This is a genomic window from Pseudomonas sp. p50(2008) (genome assembly GCF_015351605.1).
In the GTDB taxonomy this organism is placed as follows: Bacteria; Pseudomonadota; Gammaproteobacteria; order Pseudomonadales; family Pseudomonadaceae; genus Aquipseudomonas.
The window spans coordinates 1-21,079 of sequence record NZ_JACMYF010000007.1 but is presented as its reverse complement, the minus strand read 5'-3'; the positions used below and the strand labels follow the sequence as shown (position 1 = coordinate 21,079).

Sequence of the window (21,079 nt, the reverse complement as noted above, 5' to 3'; positions counted from 1 at the left end):
CAGTGTTCGCTTTAGATCCACGACTTCAACAAGACACGTTACCGATCGGGGATTTCCCGCTTTGCCGGCTGCTGCTGTCCAACGATTCCAACTACCCATGGTTCATTCTGGTACCGCGCCGCAACGATATCAGCGAGATGTTTCAATTGGATGTCGCCGATCAACAGCAGCTTTGGCAGGAAACGACTGCGCTTTCGGAGTTGCTCAAGGATTCGTTCGACGCCGATAAATTGAATGTCGCGGCGTTGGGTAACGTAGTCAGTCAGTTGCACATGCATGTGATCGTGCGCAAGCGCGAGGATGCTGCGTGGCCGGCTCCGGTGTGGGGCAAACACCCTGCCATTCCTTATAGCCAGGAGCAGGTTGCGACCATTCGCGAGCGACTGCGGCTGGTGTTATCCGATGACTTCACGTTTCTGGAGGGTTGAATCATGAGCCTGGAAGAACGCGTCAACGATCTCGAAAGCCGACTGGCGTTTCAGGATGACACCATTCAGGCGTTGAATGATGTGCTGGTAGCGCAACAGCGCGTGGTTGAGCGCTTGCAGTTGCAGATGGCCGCCTTGCTCAGGCGCCAGGAGGAAATGGCGGGTCACTTCGATTCGTCCGAGGAGGAGGCGCCACCTCCGCACTACTGATAAACAGCAAGCAATAAAAAACCGCGATCAGCCTGGCTGCTCGCGGTTTTTTTTAGCCTTGGATCAGCGTCGCGGCAGAGCAGCGATCACGTCTTCGGCTTGCAGGCCCTTGTCACGATTCATGACGGAGAACTCCACGCGCTGGCCTTCAACCAGTACGCGGTGGCCTTCGCCACGAATAGCCCGGAAATGCACAAAGATGTCATCGCCGGAATCACGGGAAATAAAGCCGAAGCCTTTGGACGTGTTGAACCACTTGACGGTGCCGGTATCGCGGTTGGTCATGTCATAGCTTGGCGAGGCGGCAGCCGGTGAAGATTTGTAGAAGCTGATCGCCAGATGCAGCAGAACGGCGATGACGGCAGCGATCAGGCTGAACAGAACGGCAGGCTGGCCGGCAATGACAGGCATTGGCGCGAACAACGTCAGGGTTTGCAAGACAACAGCCAGAACCAGCAAGGCGCTGACGAGGTTTTGCAATTGATGACGCGTGCCTTTGTTCCAGTAAGGAATGACTGGAGCGAGGGTCAGATTAAGCAGGCCGAAAAAGGCCAGGTACAGCGCATCTTGGTGTTGCAGGTAAGGAACAGCTTCGGCTTGCAGGCTAGGGATGAAGGACAGCAGCAGGGCTGCTGCGCCCATTAGCAGGTGGACGATTTTCAACATTTTGATTAACTCACGTTAAGACGGATCACAAGGAAGAGCTGATGGAGCACGGTTCGCTTCAGAACAATAAGAGGCGTTGGGCACGTTCCCGATATCAGCCTATGCGCAGCGCCCGGAAAAATAGGTGCTAGCGACACACTGCCTATTTAACAGCAAAGCCCGTGGCTACTCAAATCAGGGAGTCCAGCGGCACTGGGCGGTCGATTTGTCGCACGCCCCAAGGGCATCCATTGCTGCGGTGTGGCGACAGGCTTGCTAGAGTGGTCCTGCACCTGTTGGATGAATTTTCATCACCTTTAGGGGAAACGCATGGCAATCGATATTGGTATCAGCGAAGAAGATCGCAAGTCGATCGTCGACGGACTTTCGCGTCTGTTGTCGGACACTTATGTGCTTTATTTGAAGACCCATAACTTCCATTGGAATGTCACCGGGCCCATGTTTCGGACCCTGCACCTGATGTTCGAAGAGCAATACAACGAGTTGGCGCTGGCCGTCGATTCGATTGCCGAGCGCATTCGCGCACTGGGGTTTCCGGCGCCGGGCGCCTATTCCATTTATGCGCGTCTGTCTTCCATTAAGGAAGAAGAGGGCGTTCCCAAGGCCGAGGACATGATCCGGCAGCTGGTCGAGGGTCAGGAAGCTGTCACCCGCACGGCTCGCGGTATTTTCCCATTGCTCGACAAGGTCAGCGACGAGCCAACGGCAGATTTGTTGACCCAGCGCATGCAGGTCCACGAGAAAACCGCGTGGATGCTGCGCTCATTGCTGGATCAGTAATAAAGAACAGGCGAGCGCGGATGACGTCTGGTCGATGTCGTCCGCGCAATGCCATCCTTTTCCCTTCTTGCTGAATGAGCTTTTACCCGCGCATGTAGGAAAACGGCTTCAGCAAGACCCGCTCCGAGATCGCCTCTCAGTTGTAGGCTTATCCTACGTCGACGGTCATAAAGTCATCTGGATATACCTTTGCGCCTGCGCTTTGATAAGAGCCAGCATTGCTCTTGCAAGTGGCGGGATGACAAAGGAGTGTCAACAGTATGGATAGTGTTGTCAGAGGCAAAGAGGGACGGTTCGATCCACTCAAAGGTATCGGAATCGATCCGTTTGTCAGTGAATTCGATATGGGGCTTGCCCAGCCGTTATCACGGTCTGTTCGTTTAAACGGCTTTGCGACCTGTTTGCGGCTGGAGCAGGTTTACTGGGATATTCTGGGAGAAATGGCCAGGGCCAATCGATGTTCGGTCAGTGCGTTGTTGTCTCACGTCGATCGCGAGGTGCATTTGCGCCACGGAGGGGTGAAGAATTTCAGCGGACTGGTCAGGGTTGTCTGCGTTGTACATAGCTTGAAGGAAGGGCGCGCGTGACCCTGACTGGGCAGGCGCGCTAAAAGTGGCAGAGTGTCGGTCTGTGCAGTCTTACGGCTGCACTGGCTGCATTTAATGGATATAATCCCGCACTTTTCCGCAAAGCCCTGCGTATGCGGTAGCAACCTGATCGCCGAGACAACCCCCATGCCGATGTACGACTATCAATGTGCTTCCTGTGGTCATCAGTTGGAAGCCATTCAAAAGATCAGCGCAGCACCGCTGGTCGACTGCCCTGCCTGCCAGGCGCCAGAGCTTAAAAAGATGCTGTCCATGCCAGGCTTCCGTCTTAGCGGTACCGGCTGGTACGAAACCGATTTCAAGACCGGTTCCAAGAAGAATCTGGCTGGCGGCGACAAAGCTGACTAAGGTCTGGAACCTGAGTTGAACGACACGAGCGAGTTCTTGCACCATCAGCAGACTGATGCGCGCGGGGCCTCCAACCGAATTTCGAATTACGAGAAGTGAAACCACTACCATGATGCGCAGCCATTATTGCGGCCAACTGAACGAAAGCCTGGAAGGCCAGGAAATTACCCTTTGCGGATGGGTTCACCGTCGCCGTGACCACGGTGGGGTGATTTTCCTCGATATCCGTGATCGTGACGGTCTGGCCCAGGTGGTTTTCGACCCGGATCGCGCAGAAACCTTCGCCGCCGCCGATCGCGTGCGCAGCGAGTACGTGGTCAAGGTCACTGGTAAGGTGCGTCTGCGTCCGGCCGGTGCCGGTAACGCCAACATGGCTTCGGGCATGATCGAAGTGCTGGGCTACGAACTCGAAGTCCTGAACGAAGCGGAAACCCCGCCGTTCCCGCTCAACGAGTTCTCGGATGTCGGCGAAGAGACTCGTCTGCGCTATCGCTTCATCGACCTGCGTCGTCCGGAAATGCTCGAGAAGCTGCGTCTGCGTTCGCGCATGACCACCAGCATCCGTCGCTACCTCGACGAGAACGGCTTCCTCGACGTCGAAACGCCAATCCTGACCCGTGCCACACCAGAAGGCGCTCGTGACTACCTGGTGCCGAGCCGTACCCACGCGGGTTCGTTCTTCGCATTGCCGCAGTCGCCGCAATTGTTCAAGCAACTGTTGATGGTGGCCGGCTTCGACCGTTACTACCAGATCGCCAAGTGCTTCCGCGACGAAGACCTGCGTGCCGACCGTCAGCCTGAGTTCACTCAGATCGACATCGAAACCAGCTTCCTCGATGAAAAAGACATCATGGGCCTTACCGAAGGCATGATCCGCAACCTGTTCAAGGAAGTGCTGGATCTGGACTTCGGCGACTTCCCGCACATGACCTGGGACGAGGCCATGCGCCGTTACGGTTCCGACAAGCCAGACCTGCGTAACCCGCTGGAACTGGTTGACGTTGCCGACCAGCTTAAAGAAGTCGACTTCAAGGTCTTCAGCGGACCGGCCAACGATCCGAAAAGCCGTATCGCCGCTCTTCGCGTTCCAGGCGGCGCAAGCATGCCGCGCAGCAAGATCGACGACTACACCAAGTTCGTTGGCATCTACGGTGCCAAAGGCTTGGCCTACATCAAGGTCAACGAGCGCGCGAAGGGTGTCGAGGGTCTGCAATCGCCGATCGTCAAGAACATCCCTGAAGCTAACCTCAATGTGATCCTTGATCGCGTTGGCGCGGTAGATGGCGACATCGTGTTCTTCGGTGCCGACAAGGCCAAGATTGTCAGCGAGGCCCTGGGCGCGCTGCGGATCAAGGTCGGTAACGATCTGAACCTGCTGACCTGCGAGTGGGCGCCGATGTGGGTTGTCGACTTCCCGATGTTCGAAGAGAACGACGACGGCAGCTTCACCGCCTTGCACCACCCGTTCACCGCGCCGAAGTGCACGCCGGAAGAACTGGAAGCCAACCCGGCGACCGCTCTGTCCCGTGCCTACGACATGGTATTGAACGGTACCGAGCTGGGTGGCGGTTCGATCCGTATCCATCGCAAGGAAATGCAACAGTCGGTATTCCGTCTGCTGGGTATCAGCGAAGCGGAGCAGGAAGAGAAGTTCGGCTTCCTCCTCGATGCTTTGAAATACGGCGCGCCACCCCACGGTGGTCTGGCTTTCGGTCTGGACCGTCTGGTCATGCTGATGACCGGCGCCCAGTCGATCCGTGAAGTCATTGCCTTCCCGAAAACCCAGAGCGCGGCTTGCGTCATGACTCAGGCTCCGGGTGTGGTAGATGCCAAGGCATTGCGCGAACTGCACATTCGTCTGCGCGAAACGCCTAAAGCAGAGTAACGCTGACCGTAAAGGCGCATCCTTCGGGGTGCGCCTTTTCTTTAGGTCGAGATTTTTTTTTGCTGGCCGACGATTCGCGTGGCGGGCAATGTTTCAAAGAGAATTCGGAGCGAGTTATGGCGGGTCATTCCAAGTGGGCGAACATCAAGCACCGCAAAGAACGTCAGGATGCCAAAAAGGGCAAGATTTTCACCAAGTGGATTCGTGAGCTGACCGTCGCAGCCCGTCAGGGTGGCGGTGATCCGGGTTCCAATCCGCGTCTGCGTCTGGCGTTGGACAAGGCGCTTGGTGCGAACATGAGCCGCGACATCATTGACCGTGCAGTCGCTCGCGGTGCGGGCGCTGCCGACACTGACGACATGGTCGAGTTGACCTACGAAGGCTACGGCCCTGGCGGCGTGGCGGTAATGGTCGAGTGCATGACCGATAACCGTAATCGCACTGCTGCAGCCGTTCGACATGCCTTCAGCAAGTGCGGCGGCAATCTGGGAACTGACGGTTCGGTCGCTTATCTGTTCGAGCGCAAAGGACAGATCTCCTTCGCGCCGGGTGTCGACGAAGACGCGCTGATCGAAGCCGCCATGGAAGCGGATGCCGATGACGTGGTCACCCACGAAGACGGTTCCATCGACGTGTTCACCTCGTTCGCCGGTTTCTATTCCGTGCGTAACGCGTTGGAGGCGGCCGGTTTCAAAGGTGATGATGCGGAAATCGTCATGCTGCCGACCACCAGTGCCGAGCTGGACCTGGAGGGCGCCGAGAAGGTCCTCAAGCTGATTGACATGCTTGAAGACCTGGATGACGTGCAGAATGTCTACTCCAATGCGGATATCCCGGAGTCGGTTGCCGCTCAACTCGGTTGATGCATTTATTAAAGATCGCAGCCTTCACTTGGCCCCTGTAGGAGCTGGCGAAGCCTGCGATCTTTTGATTTTGGCTTTTTATTAAAGGATCGCAGCCTTCGGCAGGTCCTACACGGTTATTCTCAAGCTACAGCGATCTCTTTCTGCAGGCGTTATGACTTTAATACTTGGTATCGACCCCGGTTCGCGCATCACCGGTTATGGCGTGGTGCGCGATACCGGGCGTGGCTGTGTGTACGTAGCGTCGGGCTGCATTCGTACCGGTTCGGGGGAATTGCATGAGCGTCTGCAAATCGTTTATCGCGGCGTTCGTGAAGTCATTCAGACCTATGGCCCTGTAACAATGGGAATTGAAAAAGTCTTTATGGCCCGCAACGCCGATTCCGCGCTGAAACTTGGCCAGGCGCGCGGCGCCGCCATTGTGGCCGGCGCTGAGGAAAGCCTGGAAATCGCCGAATACACGGCGACTCAGGTCAAGCAGGCGGTAACAGGGACGGGCTCGGCGAATAAAGAGCAGGTGCAGATGATGGTCATGCATATGCTGAAATTGACCAGCAAGCCGCAAATTGACGCCTCTGATGCCTTGGCCATTGCGATTTGTCACGCTCATACCCGGTCCAGTCTGCTGCCGCATGGCCTGGGTGCCGCACGCAGTCGTGGCGGTCGCCTGCGTCTCTGATAGCATCAGCAATCATTTTTAGGGAATGAGGGTTTCTGTGCCTGTGTTGCCGGTACGAAACCCTTGTTCTGTCAGTCGCCAGCAATGCTCTGGCCAACGCTCAAGGATCTGAAACGTGATTGGACGCTTGCGCGGCACACTGGCTGAGAAACAGCCGCCGCACCTGATTCTGGATGTAAATGGTCTGGGATATGAGCTGGAAGTGCCTATGACCACGCTTTATCGCCTGCCGTCGGTCGGTGAACCGCTGACCTTGCACACCCATTTGGTCGTGCGCGAAGACGCGCAGTTACTCTATGGCTTCTATGGCAAGCGTGAGCGAGACTTTTTTCGCGAGTTGATTCGTCTCAATGGTGTGGGGCCAAAACTGGCCCTTGCATTGATGTCGAGTCTGGAAGTCGATGAGCTGGTGCGTTGCGTGCAATCCCAGGACACGTCCGCCCTGACCAAGGTGCCCGGCGTCGGAAAGAAAACTGCCGAGCGTTTGCTGGTAGAGCTCAAGGACCGCTTCAAGGCATGGGAAACCGTGCCGGCGATGTTCGCTCTGGTACCCAATCAGCCGGGTGGTCCGGATGCGCCGGCGCCGGTCGCGACGGCAGAAAATGATGCGGTCAGCGCGCTGATCTCCCTGGGTTACAAGCCGCAGGAAGCCAGCAAGGCGATTTCCGCGATCAAGGAGAAAGGCTTGAGCAGTGAAGACATGATTCGTCGTGCCCTGAAGGGAATGATTTAAGTGATTGAAGCTGATCGTCTGATTACCGCCGCGCCGGGCCCTCGTGATCGCGAGGAAGTCCAGGACCGGGCAATTCGTCCTGTCAGCCTGGCCGAGTACATCGGTCAACCGACGGTTCGTGAGCAAATGGAGTTGTTTATCCAGGCTGCTCGTGGACGTAACGAATCCTTGGACCACACATTGATTTTTGGTCCGCCGGGGCTGGGTAAAACAACCTTGGCCAACATCATCGCCCAGGAAATGGGGGTATCGATCAAAAGCACCTCCGGTCCGGTGCTTGAACGTCCGGGGGATCTGGCGGCGTTATTGACCAATCTTGAACCTCACGACGTACTGTTTATCGACGAAATCCATCGGCTGTCGCCGATCGTCGAGGAAGTGCTGTACCCGGCCATGGAAGATTTCCAGCTGGACATCATGATCGGCGAGGGGCCGGCTGCGCGATCGATCAAGCTTGATCTGCCACCCTTCACCCTGGTGGGTGCGACGACTCGCGCCGGTATGCTGACCAACCCGTTGCGGGATCGTTTCGGGATCGTGCAGCGCCTTGAGTTCTACAGCACCGCGGACCTGGCGACGATTGTCAGCCGTTCAGCGAGCATCCTCGGCTTGCCGCTTGATCCGGAGGGCGCCTTTGAAATTGCCCGTCGGGCCCGGGGTACTCCACGAATCGCCAACCGCTTGTTGCGTCGGGTGCGGGACTTCGCTGAAGTGCGTGCCAAGGGCCATATCACCAAGCCGATCGCCGACCTCGCCTTGAACCTGCTGGATGTCGACGAGCGTGGTTTCGATCATCAGGATCGGCGTCTGTTGCTGACCATGATCGAAAAATTCGACGGTGGCCCGGTCGGGGTGGACAGTCTGGCGGCCGCGATCAGCGAAGAGCGCCACACCATTGAAGATGTGCTGGAGCCGTACCTGATTCAGCAAGGCTATATCATGCGGACACCCCGGGGGCGGGTGGTCACGCGGCATGCGTACCTGCATTTTGGTTTAAACATCCCGTCACGAATGGGCGATATGCCTGTAGTAGACGAATCCCTGGATGCCGTAGACGATTAATCACTTCTGCGGGCTGATCGATTCGAGGTTTGCGCTGTCCTAGGACCGTGCTTTCGAGAGAAAGCCGCAGAACAATGAAAAACAGTTGCCTGGCCGGATTGGCAACCTGAGGAGTAAGCACTAGAGTATGCGCGCGCAAAACGGGCTTGAGCCTTTCGCACATCGTTGTCGCGTTTATTACGAGGACACCGATGCGGGCGGCATCGTGTATTACGTTAATTACCTCAAGTTTATGGAACGGGCTCGAACCGAGCGGCTCCGGGAGCTGGGCTTTGCCCAATCCCAGCTGGCAGGGGAGGACCTGTTATTCGTCGTGCATTCCAGCGAAGCGCGCTACCACGCGCCGGCGCGACTGGACGACGAGCTTCTGGTAAGTGCTGAAGTAATCGAATTGAACCGGGTCAGCCTGCGTTTCAAGCAGCAGGTCAGGCGGACAACGGATAATGCGCTGCTCTGTGAAGGGCAGTTTTTGGTGGCCTGTGTGCGCACTGACAGTTTGAAACCCCGGGCCATTCCCGAAGCTCTACGTGCGGCCTTTGCCGACGTGAGCGGCGCGGGTACACACTCAAAGCAGGAGATAAAGCGTGGAAGCTAACGTCGTCGACCATTCCTCCATGTGGAGCCTGGTCAGCAATGCCAGTATCGTGGTGCAACTGGTAATGCTGATCCTGGTAGCCGCATCGGTGACCTCATGGATCATGATCTTTCAGCGCAGCAACTTGCTGCGCGCGGGTCGACGTGCCCTGGAGAGCTTTGAAGAGCGCTTCTGGTCGGGTATCGACCTGTCCAAACTCTACCGTCAGGCCGGCAGCAATCCTGACCCGGATTCGGGTGTGGAGCAGATCTTCCGTGCCGGTTTCAAGGAGTTCTCCCGTCTGCGTCAGCAGCCAGGCGTTGATCCTGAAGCGGTCATGGAAGGTGTGGCCCGTGCCATGCGCGTTGCCATTTCCCGCGAAGAAGAAAAGCTTGAACAAAGCCTGCCTTTCCTGGCGACCGTCGGTTCCGTCAGCCCGTACATCGGTCTGTTCGGTACGGTTTGGGGCATCATGAACTCTTTCCGTGGCCTGGCCACCGCGCAGCAGGCAACCCTGGCCACTGTGGCACCGGGTATTGCCGAGGCACTGATTGCTACCGCGATCGGCCTGTTCGCCGCGATCCCTGCCGTTATCGCCTACAACCGTTTTGCTGCCCGCAGCGAAACGCTGATCAGCCGCTACTACACCTTCGCCGATGAATTCCAGGCGATCCTGCACCGCAAAGTGCACACCAGCGAAGAATAAGCAGGTAATTTCCAATGGCTTTAATCGCTCGAGCTCGCAAAAAGCGCAAGCCGGTCGCCGAGATGAACGTAGTGCCTTACATCGACGTGATGCTGGTACTGCTGGTCATCTTCATGGTGACCGCGCCGATGCTCAATCAGGGCGTGAAAGTTGATCTGCCGAAGGTTTCCAGCGAAGCCTTGCCGCAGGACAACAACACCCAGGTCCTGACCATTTCGATCAAGGCTGACAAGACCTATTACTGGAACCTTGGCAGCGAAGTCGATACCCAGAAGCAGCAGGACAAGGCCATGACCTTGCCGCAGATGACTGACGCCGTGACCAAGATCATTCGGACCGGCACTGAAGGTGGCAAGCACACCCAGGTCTTCATTCGAGGCGACAAGACCGTCGATTACGGATCGGTCATGGGCGCCATGGGCGGTCTCCAGAAAGCCGGGGTCGGTAACGTTGGCTTGATTACCGAGGCGCCCTGATGCAGCAACAGCGAGAGCCGACAGCCTCGGAAAGCTACTTCTGGCCTAGTGTCTGGGCAATTGGCTTGCACGTGCTGGTATTCGGCATGTTGTTTGTCAGCTTCGCCATGACCCCGGAGTTGCCGCCGGCCAGGCCGATCGTCCAGGCGACCCTGTACCAGCTGAAATCGAAAAGTCAGGCAACCACCCAGACCAATCAGAAGATTGCGGGTGAGGCGAAGAAATCCGCTGCGCGCCAGACCGAAGTCGAACAGATGGAACAGAAAAAGATCGAACAGGAAGCGATCAAAGCCGCGGAACAAAAGAAGGAAGATACGGCTCAAAAAGCCGAAGAATCCAAGAAGGCCGACGAGACCAAGAAAGCGGAAGAGGCTAAAAAGGCTGATGAAGCCAAGAAAGCCGATGAAGCGAAGAAGACCGCCGAAGCCAAAAAGGCAGAAGAGAAACAATTGGCTGATATAGCCAAGAAGAAATCTGAAGAAGAAGCCAAGAAGGCTGCTGAAGAAGAGGCCAAGAAAGCGGCCGCTGAAGAAGCGAAGAAAAAGATCGTCGAAGACGCGAAGAAGAAAGCCGCGGAAGACGCCAAGAAGAAATCTGAAGCTGAAGACGCGAAGAAGAAAGTCGCCGAAGACGCGAAGAAGAAAGCTGCTGCCGATGCTGCGAAGAAAAAGTCGCAGGAAGCAGCACGTAAATCCGCTGAAGAGAAAAAGGCCCAGGCCTTGGCAGATTTGCTTTCCGACACGCCTCAGCGTCAGCAGGCCTTGGCGGATGAGCAGGGCGATGAAGTCGCCGGCAGCTTCGATGACTTGATTCGTGCTCGTGCAGCAGAAGGCTGGGCTCGTCCACCTTCGGCACGCAAAGGTATGACGGTCGTGCTTCAAATCGGCATGTTGCCGGATGGTACGGTGACTTCGGTCAGTGTCGGCAAGTCCAGCGGCGATGGTCCGTTTGACGCTTCGGCAGTGGCGGCAGTGAAAAATATTGGTCGTTTGACAGAAATGCAGGGAATGAAGCCGAGTGATTTTGCTCCGTATCGTTCATTCAAGATGACATTCACACCTGAGGATCTAGCCTTGTGAGAAACCTTCTTCGAGGAATGCTGGTCTTTATCTGCTGCATGGCAGGTATGGCGGCAGCAGATGAGAAAAACATTCTGGTTACCAGCGGCAGTGATCGGGCTACCCCGATTGCCGTCGTGCCGTTTGGCAACCAGGGCGGCAGCGTGCTGCCGGACGATATGGCCGAAATCATCGGTAACGACCTGCGTAACTCGGGTTACTACTCGCCGATTCCAAAGCAGAACATGATCAGCCAGCCAAGTCAGGCCAGCGAAATCATCTACCGCGACTTCAAGGCGCTGGGCGCCCAATACGTCATGGTCGGCAGCATTACCCCTGCGGGCGGTCGCCTCCAGGTTCAGTACGCGCTGTTCAACGTCGCCACCGAGCAGCAAGTGCTGACCGGTAGCGTGTCGGGTAGCGTTGATCAGCTGCGTGACATGGCTCACTACATCTCAGACCAGTCGTTCGAAAAACTCACCGGTATCAAAGGTGCATTCTCGACTCGCCTGCTGTACGTGACGGCTGAGCGTTTCTCCGAGAAGAACACGCGTTACACGCTGCAACGTTCGGACTACGACGGTGCCCGCGCCGTAACGCTGCTGCAATCGCGCGAGCCAATCCTGTCGCCGCGTTTCGCACCGGATGGCAAGCGCATCGCCTATGTTTCGTTCGAGCAGAAGCGCCCGCGCATCTTCATGCAGAACATCGACACCGGTCGCCGCGAGCAAATTACCAACTTCGAAGGCCTGAATGGCGCGCCAGCCTGGTCGCCGGATGGCAATCGCCTGGCATTCGTCCTGTCGAAAGACGGTAACCCGGACATCTATGTGATGAACCTGGGTTCGCGTCAGATCACGCGTGTCACCAACGGTCCTGGCATCAACACCGAACCGTTCTGGGGTAAAGATGGTTCAACCATCTACTTCACCTCCGACCGTGGCGGCAAGCCACAGATCTACAAAACCAGCGCCGGTGGTGGCGGTGCAGAGCGTGTGACTTTCATTGGTAACTACAACGCCAACCCTAAACTGTCGGCGGACGAAAAGACCCTGGTGATGATTCACCGCCAGGAAGGCTTCACCAATTTCAAGGTGGCGGCCCAGGATTTGCAGCGAGGTAGTGTAAAGATCCTCACTGATAGCACTCTGGACGAGTCGCCTACTGTTGCGCCCAACGGCACCATGGTAATCTACGCCACCCGCCAGCAGGGCCGGGGAGTCTTGATGCTCGTGTCCATTAATGGACGCGTAAGGCTCCCGCTTCCTACCGCACAAGGCGAAGTCAGAGAACCTTCCTGGTCCCCTTACCTGAACTGACGCGGCGCTACACGTTGTACTTAACACATTGGGGTTCATTAGGAGTTTCACGATGGAAATGCTGAAGTTTGGTAAGTTTGCTGCTCTGGCTCTGGCTTTGTCCGTAGCCGTTGGTTGCTCGTCTAAAGGCGGCGACAATGCCGGTGAAGGCGCAGCTGTTGATCCAAACGCTGGTTATGGCGCAAACACTGGTGCAGTTGACGGCTCCCTGAGCGAAGAAGCTGCTCTGCGCGCTATCACCACTTTCTACTTCGAATACGACAGTTCGGACCTGAAGCCAGAAGCCATGCGCGCTCTGGACGTTCACGCCAAAGACCTGAAAGCAAACGGCGCTCGCGTTGTTCTGGAAGGCAACACCGACGAACGTGGTACTCGTGAGTACAACATGGCACTGGGCGAGCGTCGTGCGAAAGCCGTTCAGCGCTACCTGGTACTGCAAGGCGTTTCCCCAGCTCAGCTGGAACTGGTTTCCTACGGCGAAGAGCGTCCAGTTGCTACCGGCAACGACGAGCAGTCCTGGGCTCAAAACCGTCGCGTCGAACTGCGTAAGTAATTCGTCATGCGAACGTGCCGTCGTGCTGTAACTGTTTTGGCTCTCAGCCTCGCACCGCTTGCGGTGTGGGCTGCGGTTCCTGTGGTCGAGGACAACTCCGGCTATAACAATAGCGGGAGTAGTTATCCGCCTGCGGGTTACGGTACGAACGGCGCCTATGCCGGGGGAGGGGTTTCGGCCCCTGTCTCGGCACAGGGCGAGCTGTTCAACCAACTGCAATCGATGCAGGAGCAGATCTCGCGCCAACAAGGCATCATCGAAGTTCTGCAAAATGATGTAGCGCGCATGAAGCAAGAAAGCCTGGAGCGATATCAGGATCTTGATCGGCGCATAGGAACCGGCGGTGCACCAGCCGCGACTCCTGAGAATTCTTCAAGCGGTGGCGATTTGAATGCCCCCGCAGCAGCAGGCGCAGGTGCCGGAGCAGCTGCCGCTCAAGCACCGGCTGCCGGTACTGAACCGGCTGATCCGGCGAAGGAAAAACTGTATTACGATGCAGCCTTCGACCTGATCAAGGCCAAGGATTTCGACAAGGCCAGTCAGGCCTTCGCCGCTTTCCTGCGCAAGTACCCGAACAGCCAGTACGCGGGTAACGCTCAGTACTGGTTGGGCGAGGTAAACCTGGCCAAAGGCGACCTGCAAGGCGCAGGTCAGGCGTTTGCCAAGGTTTCGCAGCTGTATCCCAAGCATGCAAAAGTGCCTGACTCGCTGTACAAGCTTGCTGATGTAGAGCGCCGCCTGGGTCATACCGACAAGGTCAAAGGCATTCTGCAGCAGGTGGTTGCCCAGTATCCGGGGACTTCCGCCGCTCAGCTGGCACAGCGCGATTTGCAGCGCATGTAAGCTTGCTGGACCCGTTTTGAAGAAACCCGCACTTGTTGCGGGTTTTTTCGTTAGAATTCACGCCCTTTTTCTGTAATACCGCTTTTTGGGATTCGCGCGATGGCGGGGTTCCTTGAAGTGCCTGACGGAGGCGGACAGCCTGTTTAGCTGTTACGCCCGTGGCGACTATGCAAGACACATTGAGAATCACCGAAGTTTTTTACTCGTTGCAGGGTGAAACGCGAACTGCCGGGCTGCCCACTGTTTTTGTGCGACTGACCGGTTGCCCACTGCGTTGCCAATACTGCGACAGCGCCTACGCGTTCACTGGCGGCACTGTCCGTCCGCTCGATGACATCATCGAGCAAGTCGCCGGCTTTCGTCCGCGCTATGTGTGTGTCACAGGCGGCGAGCCTTTGGCGCAACCCAACGCCATTCCTTTGCTCAAGCGGTTGTGTGATGCCGGTTACGAAGTGTCACTGGAAACCAGTGGTGCTCTCGACATCTCGGCAGTAGATTCGCGGGTCAGTCGAGTTGTTGACCTGAAGACGCCGGGTTCGAAGGAATCGCACCGTAATCGCTACGAGAACATCGAGCTGCTCACACCCAATGATCAGGTGAAGTTTGTCATCTGTTCCCGGGAGGACTACGACTGGGCTGTCTCCAAACTGATCCAGTACGGTCTGGATCGACGGGCCGGCGAGGTGCTGTTCTCACCCAGTCACCATGACCTGAATGCTCGGGACCTGGCTGATTGGGTAGTCGCGGACAATCTCCCAGTGCGTCTGCAACTGCAGCTGCATAAATATCTTTGGAATGACGAGCCGGGGCGCTGAAATGACTGATCACCTGAACACTGCTGAAAAACGTGCGGTTATCCTGCTGTCCGGCGGCCTGGACTCGGCGACTGTCGTGGCCATGGCGCGCGCAGATGGTTACACCTGCTACACCATGAGCTTCGATTACGGTCAGCGCTCCCATGCGGAATTGCACGCTGCTGCACGCGTCTCCCGAGACCTCGGCGCGGTTGAGCATAAAGTGATTGGTATAAACCTGAACGGCATCGGCGGTTCAGCGTTGACTGACAGCAGCATCGATGTGCCTGAGGTTGCCGGTGAAGGCATTCCGGTGACTTACGTCCCTGCGCGCAACACGGTGTTTCTATCCCTGGCGCTGGGCTGGGCCGAAGTGCTGGGTGCGCGTGACATCTTTATCGGCGTGAACGCGGTGGACTATTCCGGATACCCGGATTGCCGTCCCGAGTTCGTCGAGGCGTTCGAGCGTATGGCTAATCTGGCGACCAAGGCTGGAGTCGAGGGGAATGGTTTCCGCATCCAGGCGCCTTTGCAAAACCTGAGCAAGGCACAGATTGTCCAGGCAGGGGTGAAGCTTGGGGTTAATTACGGCCTGACCGTTTCCTGCTATCAGGCCGACGATAACGGCCGGGCGTGCGGTAAGTGCGACAGCTGCCGACTGCGTGCTGAAGGCTTTGCAGCGGCCGGAATCGACGATCCAACACCTTATTTTTGATTTATTTCAAATTAGGTGTTGAATAGTCCTTAAAAATCAGTATTATACGCGCCACCACACAGCGGGTCGTTAGCTCAGTTGGTAGAGCAGTTGGCTTTTAACCAATTGGTCGTAGGTTCGAATCCCACACGACCCACCATTTTTATAGCAGTTTTAAAAGTCTGGAAGGCCCACGAAAGTGAGGATTTCCGGATTTTTTTTTGCCCGCGATTTGTGTTTGCCGCCGAGCGAGCCGTATCGCATGGCACAGGTCAGAATCATCTTTTGCATCCATTGGATATTCTGTAGCCTTGCGCCTCTTCAACGTTGTCCGTGCCTGATGATACTCACTCTCCCGGCGGTGCCCTCAAGGGGGCTGGAGCCGGGTGTATACTCGACTTTCGCGCGTAAGCGCTTGCAGGTCTTGCGAACATGACGCAGATTTCTGAACGCCTTCTGGTTCAAGCCCACCTCGACGCCAAGCAGCCCAAGCCGCTGACTGCCGAGGAAGAGGCCTATTACCGCGCCGCTATCGCCGCCGAGCTCAAGGCTCAGGACGCGGTACTGGTCGCCCATTTCTATTGTGATCCGGTTATTCAGGCCCTTGCCGAAGAGACTGGGGGCTGTGTCTCCGACTCGCTGGAGATGGCCCGCTTCGGCAATGCTCATCCAGCCAAGACTGTGGTCGTCGCCGGTGTGAAATTCATGGGGGAGACGGCGAAAATCCTCAACCCTGAAAAGCGCGTCCTGATGCCAACCCTGGAAGCGACCTGCTCGCTGGACCTGGGTTGCCCGGTGGACGAGTTTTCAGCGTTTTGCGATCAGCACCCGGAACGCACGGTGGTGGTGTATGCCAATACATCGGCCGCCGTCAAAGCCCGGGCGGACTGGGTCGTGACTTCAAGCTGTGCGCTGGAAATCGTCGAAAGCCTGATGGATAACGGCGAAACGATTATCTGGGGTCCGGACAAGCATCTGGGTACCTATATCCAGCGCAAGACCGGTGCGGACATGCTGCTGTGGGACGGTGCCTGCATCGTTCACGAAGAGTTCAAGTCCAAGCAGCTCGAAGACATGAAGGCGCTGTACCCGGACGCGGCGATTCTGGTGCATCCGGAGTCGCCAACGTCGGTGATCGAGCTGGCCGATGCCGTAGGCTCCACCAGCCAGCTCATCGCCGCGGCTCAGAGCCTGCCCAACAAGACGTTTATTGTCGCCACCGACCGCGGCATCTTCTACAAGATGCAGCAGCTGTGTCCGGACAAGGTGTTCATCGAAGCGCCAACAGCCGGTAACGGGGCAGCGTGCCGCAGTTGCGCACATTGCCCATGGATGGCCATGAACACGCTTGAGCGCACGCTGAAGAGCTTGCAGGAAGGGACTAACGAGATCTTTGTTGATCCGGCGTTGATACCGCAGGCGATTCGCCCTTTGAAGCGGATGCTGGATTTCACCCAGGCTGCCCGGATGAAGCTGGCGGGTAACGCTTAAGACCGAAATCGAAAGCTCAAAAGATCGTCCGAACGCGGCCCTCGCCTTCGGACGATCTTTTTTTTGGACCGTTATTTGGTTTTCTTTGGAATTCGAACGAGTTGGGTTCCTGAATACATGTCATGCCAGCTGCGTTTCTGTTTATCGAACAGTGACCAGACGAATCCCATACCAACACACAGCAGTGACGCGATCGATACCACAAAGCGCAGCAGTGCCTGCCACAAGCTGATAGATGAGCCGTCGGCATTCTGCACGCGGATGCACCAGACTTGCATGCCCAGTGTCTGACCAGACCAGGTCCAGAACTTGGCGAAGAAACCAAACAGCACAAACACCAACACAGTAGACAGTAATGGATCGCCATCCAGCGCCCCTGCTTCGGTCAGCGTGCGCATTCTGTCTTCACCAATGATCGCCATCTGAATCATCTTGTAAATACCGCTGGTGACAATGAGCAGGGCGGTGCACAACAGGAAGTCGTAGAACATCGCTGCCAGACGACGACCCAGACCAGCGGCGGGAAAATCGCCCTGGGGATTCAGCAGGTGTTTCGACATGGCAGGCTCTCGGCGGAAAAAAGAAGCCATTTTACGGATTTACGCGCACAAAAAAGCCCCTGATGTCAGCATCAGGGGCTTTTTCGTAACAGAAGATTAGGCTTCTGCTTGTACTTCGTCAGCCTGCATGCCTTTCTGGCCCTGCACAGCAACGAAAGTCACTTTCTGGCCTTCTTTCAGGCTTTTGAAGCCGTTGCCCTGAATAGCGCGGAAATGCACGAACAGATCCGGACCGCTTTCTGGAGTGATAAAACCAAAACCTTTCTCGTCGTTAAACCACTTGACGGTACCGCTCTGACGTTGGGACATTTCTTATTTCCTATCACGCAAAAATTAATGACAGCCTCCTTCTAATGAAAGAGTACTGGGGCTGGTTGCAGGAGAGTAAGAAGACGTCGAACGGGATGTAGCTAACTTGTAGGCTACTGCCCAGGTCACGATTCCAAGCGACCCATGCAAACACAGTGAACAAACTCTACGCCAACTAAGGGAGAAAAAACAAGCCCCCGCGAAGGCCCGGTTTTGCTCAGGTTGGCGGCAATAGTCAGTGCACTAGTGCTCGCTTATTCGTTAGCGTTGTTCAATTGTTTTCGATCGTTATAAGCAAAGTTCATAATCGAAGCCTGAGGCCAAACCATGCACTCTTTTATGGCGATTGCGTTACACATTAGTGCACTGTTAACGCAATCGCGTTACTTATAGGAACAGTCAATCAACCGCGATAGTAGCGTTGTGGAACAAATGGCATTTTGCTTACAAGCAAAGGCACCTTTTTCCCACGAACGATCGCCCAGACCGGGGTGTCGATGGCGACGTATGCACTGTCCACGTAACCCATCGCCAGTGGCGCCCCTAACGTCGGCCCGAAACCGCCGCTGCAGACAGTGCCGATGATATCGCCTGCTTCGTTGACGATTTCCGCGCCCTCACGTACGGGAGTGCGTTCCTGGGGCAATAGTCCAACGCGTTTGCGGCTGACACCGGATTGCTGTTGGGCAAATATCGGTTCAGCGCCAGGGAAGCCGCCAGCACGTGCACCCTCGGCACGACGAGGCTTGGAGATGGCCCACAGCAGGCTCGCTTCGATGGGGGTGGTCTCGGTGTTCATGTCATGGCCGTAAAGGCACAGGCCGGCTTCCAGGCGCAGTGAATCGCGAGCGCCCAGGCCAATGGCGGCGACTTCCGGTTCGGCCAACAGTGCGCGAGCCAAGGCTTCGGCACTGGCCGCCGGTACGGAAATTTCGAAACCGTCTTCACCGGTGTAACCGGAGCGGCTGACGAAGCAATCAACACCCAGCAGTTTTACCCGAGTGAACTGCATGAACGTCATGTTCGCTACTTCGGGTGCCAGTCGCGCGAGTACGGTCACAGCCGCCGGGCCTTGCAGCGCCAGCAGGGCGCGTTCTTCGAACAGCGGCTCGATGGTGCACTGGTCGCCGATGTGCTTGCGCAGGTGAGCCAGGTCCTGATCCTTGCAGGCCGCGTTGACCACCAGGAACAGCTCATCGGCACCCAGGTTGGCAACCATCAGGTCGTCCAGAATGCCGCCGGTGGCGTTGGTGAACATGGCGTAGCGCTGCATGCCCACTGGCAGGTCGATGATGTCGACCGGAACCAGTGTTTCCAGTGCCTTGGCAGCATTGGCGCCGGTCAGACGGATCTGGCCCATGTGCGACACATCGAACAACCCGGCCTGATCACGGGTGTGCTGGTGTTCTTTCATCACGCCAAGCGGGTATTGCACCGGCATGTCATAGCCGGCGAACGGCACCATGCGGGCGCCGAGTTCGATGTGCAGGGCATGCAACGGGGTTTTCAACAGGTGTTCGGTGGACATATTCAGCTCCTGAAAAAAGTGTGCAGATGCAGGTAAGCGCATCAGCACTCGATAATGTTGACCGCCAAACCGCCACGGGCGGTTTCCTTGTATTTGCTTTTCATGTCTGCACCGGTCTGGCGCATCGTGCGGATGACCTTGTCGAGCGAGACGAAGTGCTGACCGTCCCCGCGCAATGCCATGCGTACCGCATTGATCGCCTTGACCGAACCCATGGCATTGCGCTCGATGCAAGGGACTTGCACCAGCCCGCCGATCGGGTCACAGGTCAGGCCGAGGTTGTGTTCCATGCCGATTTCGGCGGCGTTTTCCACTTGCTGCACGCTGCCGCCCAGGACTTCACACAGTGCGCCGGCGGCCATGGAGCACGCTACGCCGACTTCGCCCTGGCAACCGACTTCGGCGCCGGAGATCGAGGCGTTTTCTTTATAGAGGATGCCGATAGCGGCGGCGGTCAGCAGAAAGCGCACCACGCCGTCGTCATTCGCGCCGGGAATAAAGCGCATGTAGTAATGCAGTACCGCTGGAACAATGCCCGCGGCACCGTTGGTAGGTGCCGTCACTACCCGTCCGCCATTGGCGTTTTCTTCGTTGACCGCCAGCGCATAGAGGTTGACCCAGTCCAGCACCGACAGTGGGTCGCGCAATGACGATTCCGGGTTTTTGCACAATTGCCGATGAAGTGCGGCGGCACGACGCTTGACCTTTAAACCGCCGGGCAAGATGCCTTCGTTGCGGCAACCGGCGGCAACGCAATCCTGCATCACCTGCCAGATTTTCAGCAGACCGGCGCGCGTCTCCGCTTCCGGTCGCCAGGCACTTTCGTTGGTCAGCATCAGCTGGCTGATCGACAGACCGTAGGTGGTGCAGTGACCGAGCAAGTCCTTGGCGCTTTTGAACGGGAAGGTCAGTTTTGTTGCGTCTTCGACGATTCGGTCGGCGCCCGCAGCGTCTTCATCGACCACGAACCCGCCACCGACCGAGTAATACTCGCGGCTGCGTATTTGCAGGCCAGCGGTGTCGAAAGCGCGAAAGATCATGCCGTTGGGATGATAGGGCAGGGGCTTGCGAATCATCGCCAGGTGCAGCTTTTCATTGAATTCGATGGTGTGTTCACCGAGCAGGTTCAGGCGACCGCTGCTGCGAATTTCCAGCAGGCGGGCGGCGACTGTTTCAGTGTTCACTGTATCCGGGTGTTCGCCTTCCAGGCCGAGCAGCACTGCTTTGTCGCTGCCATGTCCTTTGCCGGTGGCGCCGAGCGAGCCGTAGAGCTCGACCTTGACGCAGGTGGTTGAAGACAAAAGCGCATCACGCCGCAAGCCTTCAACGAACCGTGCGGCTGCACGCATCGGGCCAACGGTGTGGGAACTGGAGGGGCCGATGCCAATCTTGAACAGGTCGAACACGCTTAAAGCCATGGTTGTTCTCCGGTTTCTTGTTATAGGAATTGGCGGAATCTGTAACCTTCCACAGATCCTTTGTAGGAGTGAGCCTGCTCGCGATAGCGCTCTGACATTCAACAAAAATGTCCACATACAGATAGCTATCGCGAGCAGGCTCACTCCTACAGGGTTTTGTGGTGTTCTTGAATTTGGGGGCGATTAAACCCGCCCCCTTATTTGTTTAAGCGTAGCTTTCGATCGACGGGCAGGCGCAAACCAGGTTGCGATCGCCAAACACGTTGTCGACACGACCGACCGGTGGCCAGTACTTGCCTTCGATCAACGACGCTACCGGATACACCGCCTGTTCACGGCTATACGGATGCGACCACTCGCCAACTAGCTCCGCCGCAGTGTGCGGGGCGTTTTTCAGCGGGTTGTCGTCCTTGTCCAGCGTGCCGTTTTCCACCGCACGAATCTCTTCGCGGATGCGGATCATGGCGTCGCAGAAGCGGTCCAGTTCTTCTTTG

At 56.9% G+C, this 21,079-nt stretch carries 25 protein-coding genes, 1 tRNA gene and 1 pseudogene; 21 read left to right on the top strand and 6 right to left on the bottom strand.

Translation table 11 applies throughout. The features are described from left to right. The first annotated feature begins 2 nt into the window (after positions 1-2). Together H7698_RS19845 and H7698_RS19840 are read left to right on the top strand one after the other, a co-directional pair. The gene (locus H7698_RS19845; protein ID WP_162439862.1) at positions 3-428 is read left to right on the top strand and encodes an HIT domain-containing protein; all 426 of its coding nucleotides are present in this window, start codon (positions 3-5) and stop codon (positions 426-428) included. Between the two features lie 3 nt (positions 429-431). After that, entirely contained in the window at positions 432-638 is a 207-nt protein-coding gene (locus tag H7698_RS19840) for a SlyX family protein (RefSeq protein WP_194692570.1), read from the top strand. A 63-nt stretch (positions 639-701) separates the two neighbouring features. Here the strand turns inward: H7698_RS19840 and H7698_RS31740 are convergent, their stop codons facing one another. Further along, the gene (locus H7698_RS31740; RefSeq protein WP_162439864.1) at positions 702-1,304 is read right to left on the bottom strand and encodes a cold-shock protein; all 603 of its coding nucleotides are present in this window, start codon (positions 1,302-1,304) and stop codon (positions 702-704) included. Between the two features lie 309 nt (positions 1,305-1,613). Here H7698_RS31740 and H7698_RS19830 point away from each other — a divergent pair, with 309 nt between their 5' ends. The 19 genes from H7698_RS19830 to nadA all read left to right on the top strand — a co-directional run bounded on the left by H7698_RS19830 (position 1,614) and on the right by nadA (position 16,770). Continuing rightward, positions 1,614-2,084, top strand: coding sequence for a Dps family protein (locus H7698_RS19830; RefSeq protein ID WP_162439865.1), 471 nt, complete (start codon positions 1,614-1,616; stop codon positions 2,082-2,084). A 260-nt stretch (positions 2,085-2,344) separates the two neighbouring features. Next, positions 2,345-2,671: a ribbon-helix-helix domain-containing protein gene (locus H7698_RS19825; protein WP_162439866.1), complete on the top strand. Its 327-nt coding sequence runs from the start codon at positions 2,345-2,347 to the stop codon at positions 2,669-2,671. A gap of 147 nt (positions 2,672-2,818) precedes the next feature. Next, entirely contained in the window at positions 2,819-3,040 is a 222-nt protein-coding gene (locus H7698_RS19820; protein ID WP_010457489.1) for an FmdB family zinc ribbon protein, read from the top strand. Positions 3,041-3,149: 109 nt separating this feature from the next. Beyond that, the gene (gene aspS, locus H7698_RS19815; RefSeq protein WP_162439867.1) at positions 3,150-4,925 is read left to right on the top strand and encodes an aspartate--tRNA ligase; all 1,776 of its coding nucleotides are present in this window, start codon (positions 3,150-3,152) and stop codon (positions 4,923-4,925) included. Between the two features lie 116 nt (positions 4,926-5,041). Further along, positions 5,042-5,788, top strand: coding sequence for a YebC/PmpR family DNA-binding transcriptional regulator (locus tag H7698_RS19810; RefSeq protein ID WP_194692569.1), 747 nt, complete (start codon positions 5,042-5,044; stop codon positions 5,786-5,788). A 154-nt stretch (positions 5,789-5,942) separates the two neighbouring features. Next, entirely contained in the window at positions 5,943-6,467 is a 525-nt protein-coding gene (gene ruvC, locus H7698_RS19805; protein WP_162439869.1) for a crossover junction endodeoxyribonuclease RuvC, read from the top strand. A 115-nt stretch (positions 6,468-6,582) separates the two neighbouring features. Continuing rightward, positions 6,583-7,200 carry a Holliday junction branch migration protein RuvA gene (gene ruvA / locus H7698_RS19800; protein WP_090187430.1) on the top strand — a complete coding sequence of 206 codons (618 nt, stop codon included), beginning with the start codon at positions 6,583-6,585 and terminating at the stop codon, positions 7,198-7,200. Then, positions 7,201-8,262, top strand: a complete 1,062-nt coding sequence (gene ruvB, locus H7698_RS19795) for a Holliday junction branch migration DNA helicase RuvB (protein WP_162439871.1) — start codon at positions 7,201-7,203, stop codon at positions 8,260-8,262. A gap of 127 nt (positions 8,263-8,389) precedes the next feature. After that, positions 8,390-8,857 (top strand): tol-pal system-associated acyl-CoA thioesterase, encoded by a 468-nt coding sequence (gene ybgC / locus H7698_RS19790; protein WP_162439872.1) that lies wholly within the window; start codon positions 8,390-8,392, stop codon positions 8,855-8,857. Then, positions 8,847-9,542: a protein TolQ gene (gene tolQ / locus H7698_RS19785; protein WP_017340467.1), complete on the top strand. Its 696-nt coding sequence runs from the start codon at positions 8,847-8,849 to the stop codon at positions 9,540-9,542. Before ybgC ends, tolQ begins: the two co-directional genes overlap by 11 nt. Positions 9,543-9,565: 23 nt before the next feature. After that, positions 9,566-10,018 carry a protein TolR gene (tolR, locus tag H7698_RS19780; protein ID WP_162439884.1) on the top strand — a complete coding sequence of 151 codons (453 nt, stop codon included), beginning with the start codon at positions 9,566-9,568 and terminating at the stop codon, positions 10,016-10,018. Continuing rightward, positions 10,018-11,097: a cell envelope integrity protein TolA gene (gene tolA / locus H7698_RS19775; RefSeq protein WP_162439873.1), complete on the top strand. Its 1,080-nt coding sequence runs from the start codon at positions 10,018-10,020 to the stop codon at positions 11,095-11,097. Before tolR ends, tolA begins: the two co-directional genes overlap by 1 nt. Before the next feature lie 17 nt (positions 11,098-11,114). Next, positions 11,115-12,395 (top strand): Tol-Pal system beta propeller repeat protein TolB, encoded by a 1,281-nt coding sequence (gene tolB / locus H7698_RS19770; protein WP_178114329.1) that lies wholly within the window; start codon positions 11,115-11,117, stop codon positions 12,393-12,395. Between the two features lie 52 nt (positions 12,396-12,447). Next, positions 12,448-12,948 carry a peptidoglycan-associated lipoprotein Pal gene (gene pal, locus H7698_RS19765; RefSeq protein WP_028621922.1) on the top strand — a complete coding sequence of 167 codons (501 nt, stop codon included), beginning with the start codon at positions 12,448-12,450 and terminating at the stop codon, positions 12,946-12,948. A 6-nt stretch (positions 12,949-12,954) separates the two neighbouring features. Continuing rightward, the gene (ybgF, locus tag H7698_RS19760; protein ID WP_194692568.1) at positions 12,955-13,791 is read left to right on the top strand and encodes a tol-pal system protein YbgF; all 837 of its coding nucleotides are present in this window, start codon (positions 12,955-12,957) and stop codon (positions 13,789-13,791) included. 167 nt (positions 13,792-13,958) lie between these two features. Then, entirely contained in the window at positions 13,959-14,606 is a 648-nt protein-coding gene (queE, locus tag H7698_RS19755) for a 7-carboxy-7-deazaguanine synthase QueE (protein ID WP_194692567.1), read from the top strand. A gap of 1 nt (position 14,607) precedes the next feature. Then, positions 14,608-15,300, top strand: a complete 693-nt coding sequence (gene queC / locus H7698_RS19750) for a 7-cyano-7-deazaguanine synthase QueC (protein ID WP_194692566.1) — start codon at positions 14,608-14,610, stop codon at positions 15,298-15,300. Positions 15,301-15,363: 63 nt separating this feature from the next. Then, positions 15,364-15,439 (top strand) — tRNA-Lys (locus H7698_RS19745). A gap of 272 nt (positions 15,440-15,711) precedes the next feature. Beyond that, positions 15,712-16,770: a quinolinate synthase NadA gene (gene nadA, locus H7698_RS19740; protein ID WP_162439877.1), complete on the top strand. Its 1,059-nt coding sequence runs from the start codon at positions 15,712-15,714 to the stop codon at positions 16,768-16,770. 71 nt (positions 16,771-16,841) lie between these two features. Here nadA and H7698_RS19735 read toward each other — a convergent pair whose 3' ends face one another. The 5 genes and pseudogenes from H7698_RS19735 to H7698_RS19715 all read right to left on the bottom strand — a co-directional run. Further along, positions 16,842-17,330: an RDD family protein gene (locus H7698_RS19735; RefSeq protein WP_162439878.1), complete on the bottom strand. Its 489-nt coding sequence runs from the start codon at positions 17,328-17,330 to the stop codon at positions 16,842-16,844. A 96-nt stretch (positions 17,331-17,426) separates the two neighbouring features. Continuing rightward, positions 17,427-17,639 carry a cold-shock protein gene (locus H7698_RS19730; protein ID WP_003175786.1) on the bottom strand — a complete coding sequence of 71 codons (213 nt, stop codon included), beginning with the start codon at positions 17,637-17,639 and terminating at the stop codon, positions 17,427-17,429. 403 nt (positions 17,640-18,042) lie between these two features. Beyond that, the gene (gene gcvT / locus H7698_RS19725) at positions 18,043-19,167 is read right to left on the bottom strand and encodes a glycine cleavage system aminomethyltransferase GcvT (RefSeq protein ID WP_194692565.1); all 1,125 of its coding nucleotides are present in this window, start codon (positions 19,165-19,167) and stop codon (positions 18,043-18,045) included. 41 nt (positions 19,168-19,208) lie between these two features. Next, entirely contained in the window at positions 19,209-20,585 is a 1,377-nt protein-coding gene (locus H7698_RS19720) for an L-serine ammonia-lyase (protein WP_194692564.1), read from the bottom strand. Positions 20,586-20,790: 205 nt separating this feature from the next. Further along, positions 20,791-21,079 (bottom strand): annotated as a pseudogene (locus H7698_RS19715) (glycine dehydrogenase (aminomethyl-transferring)); the annotation flags it as partial.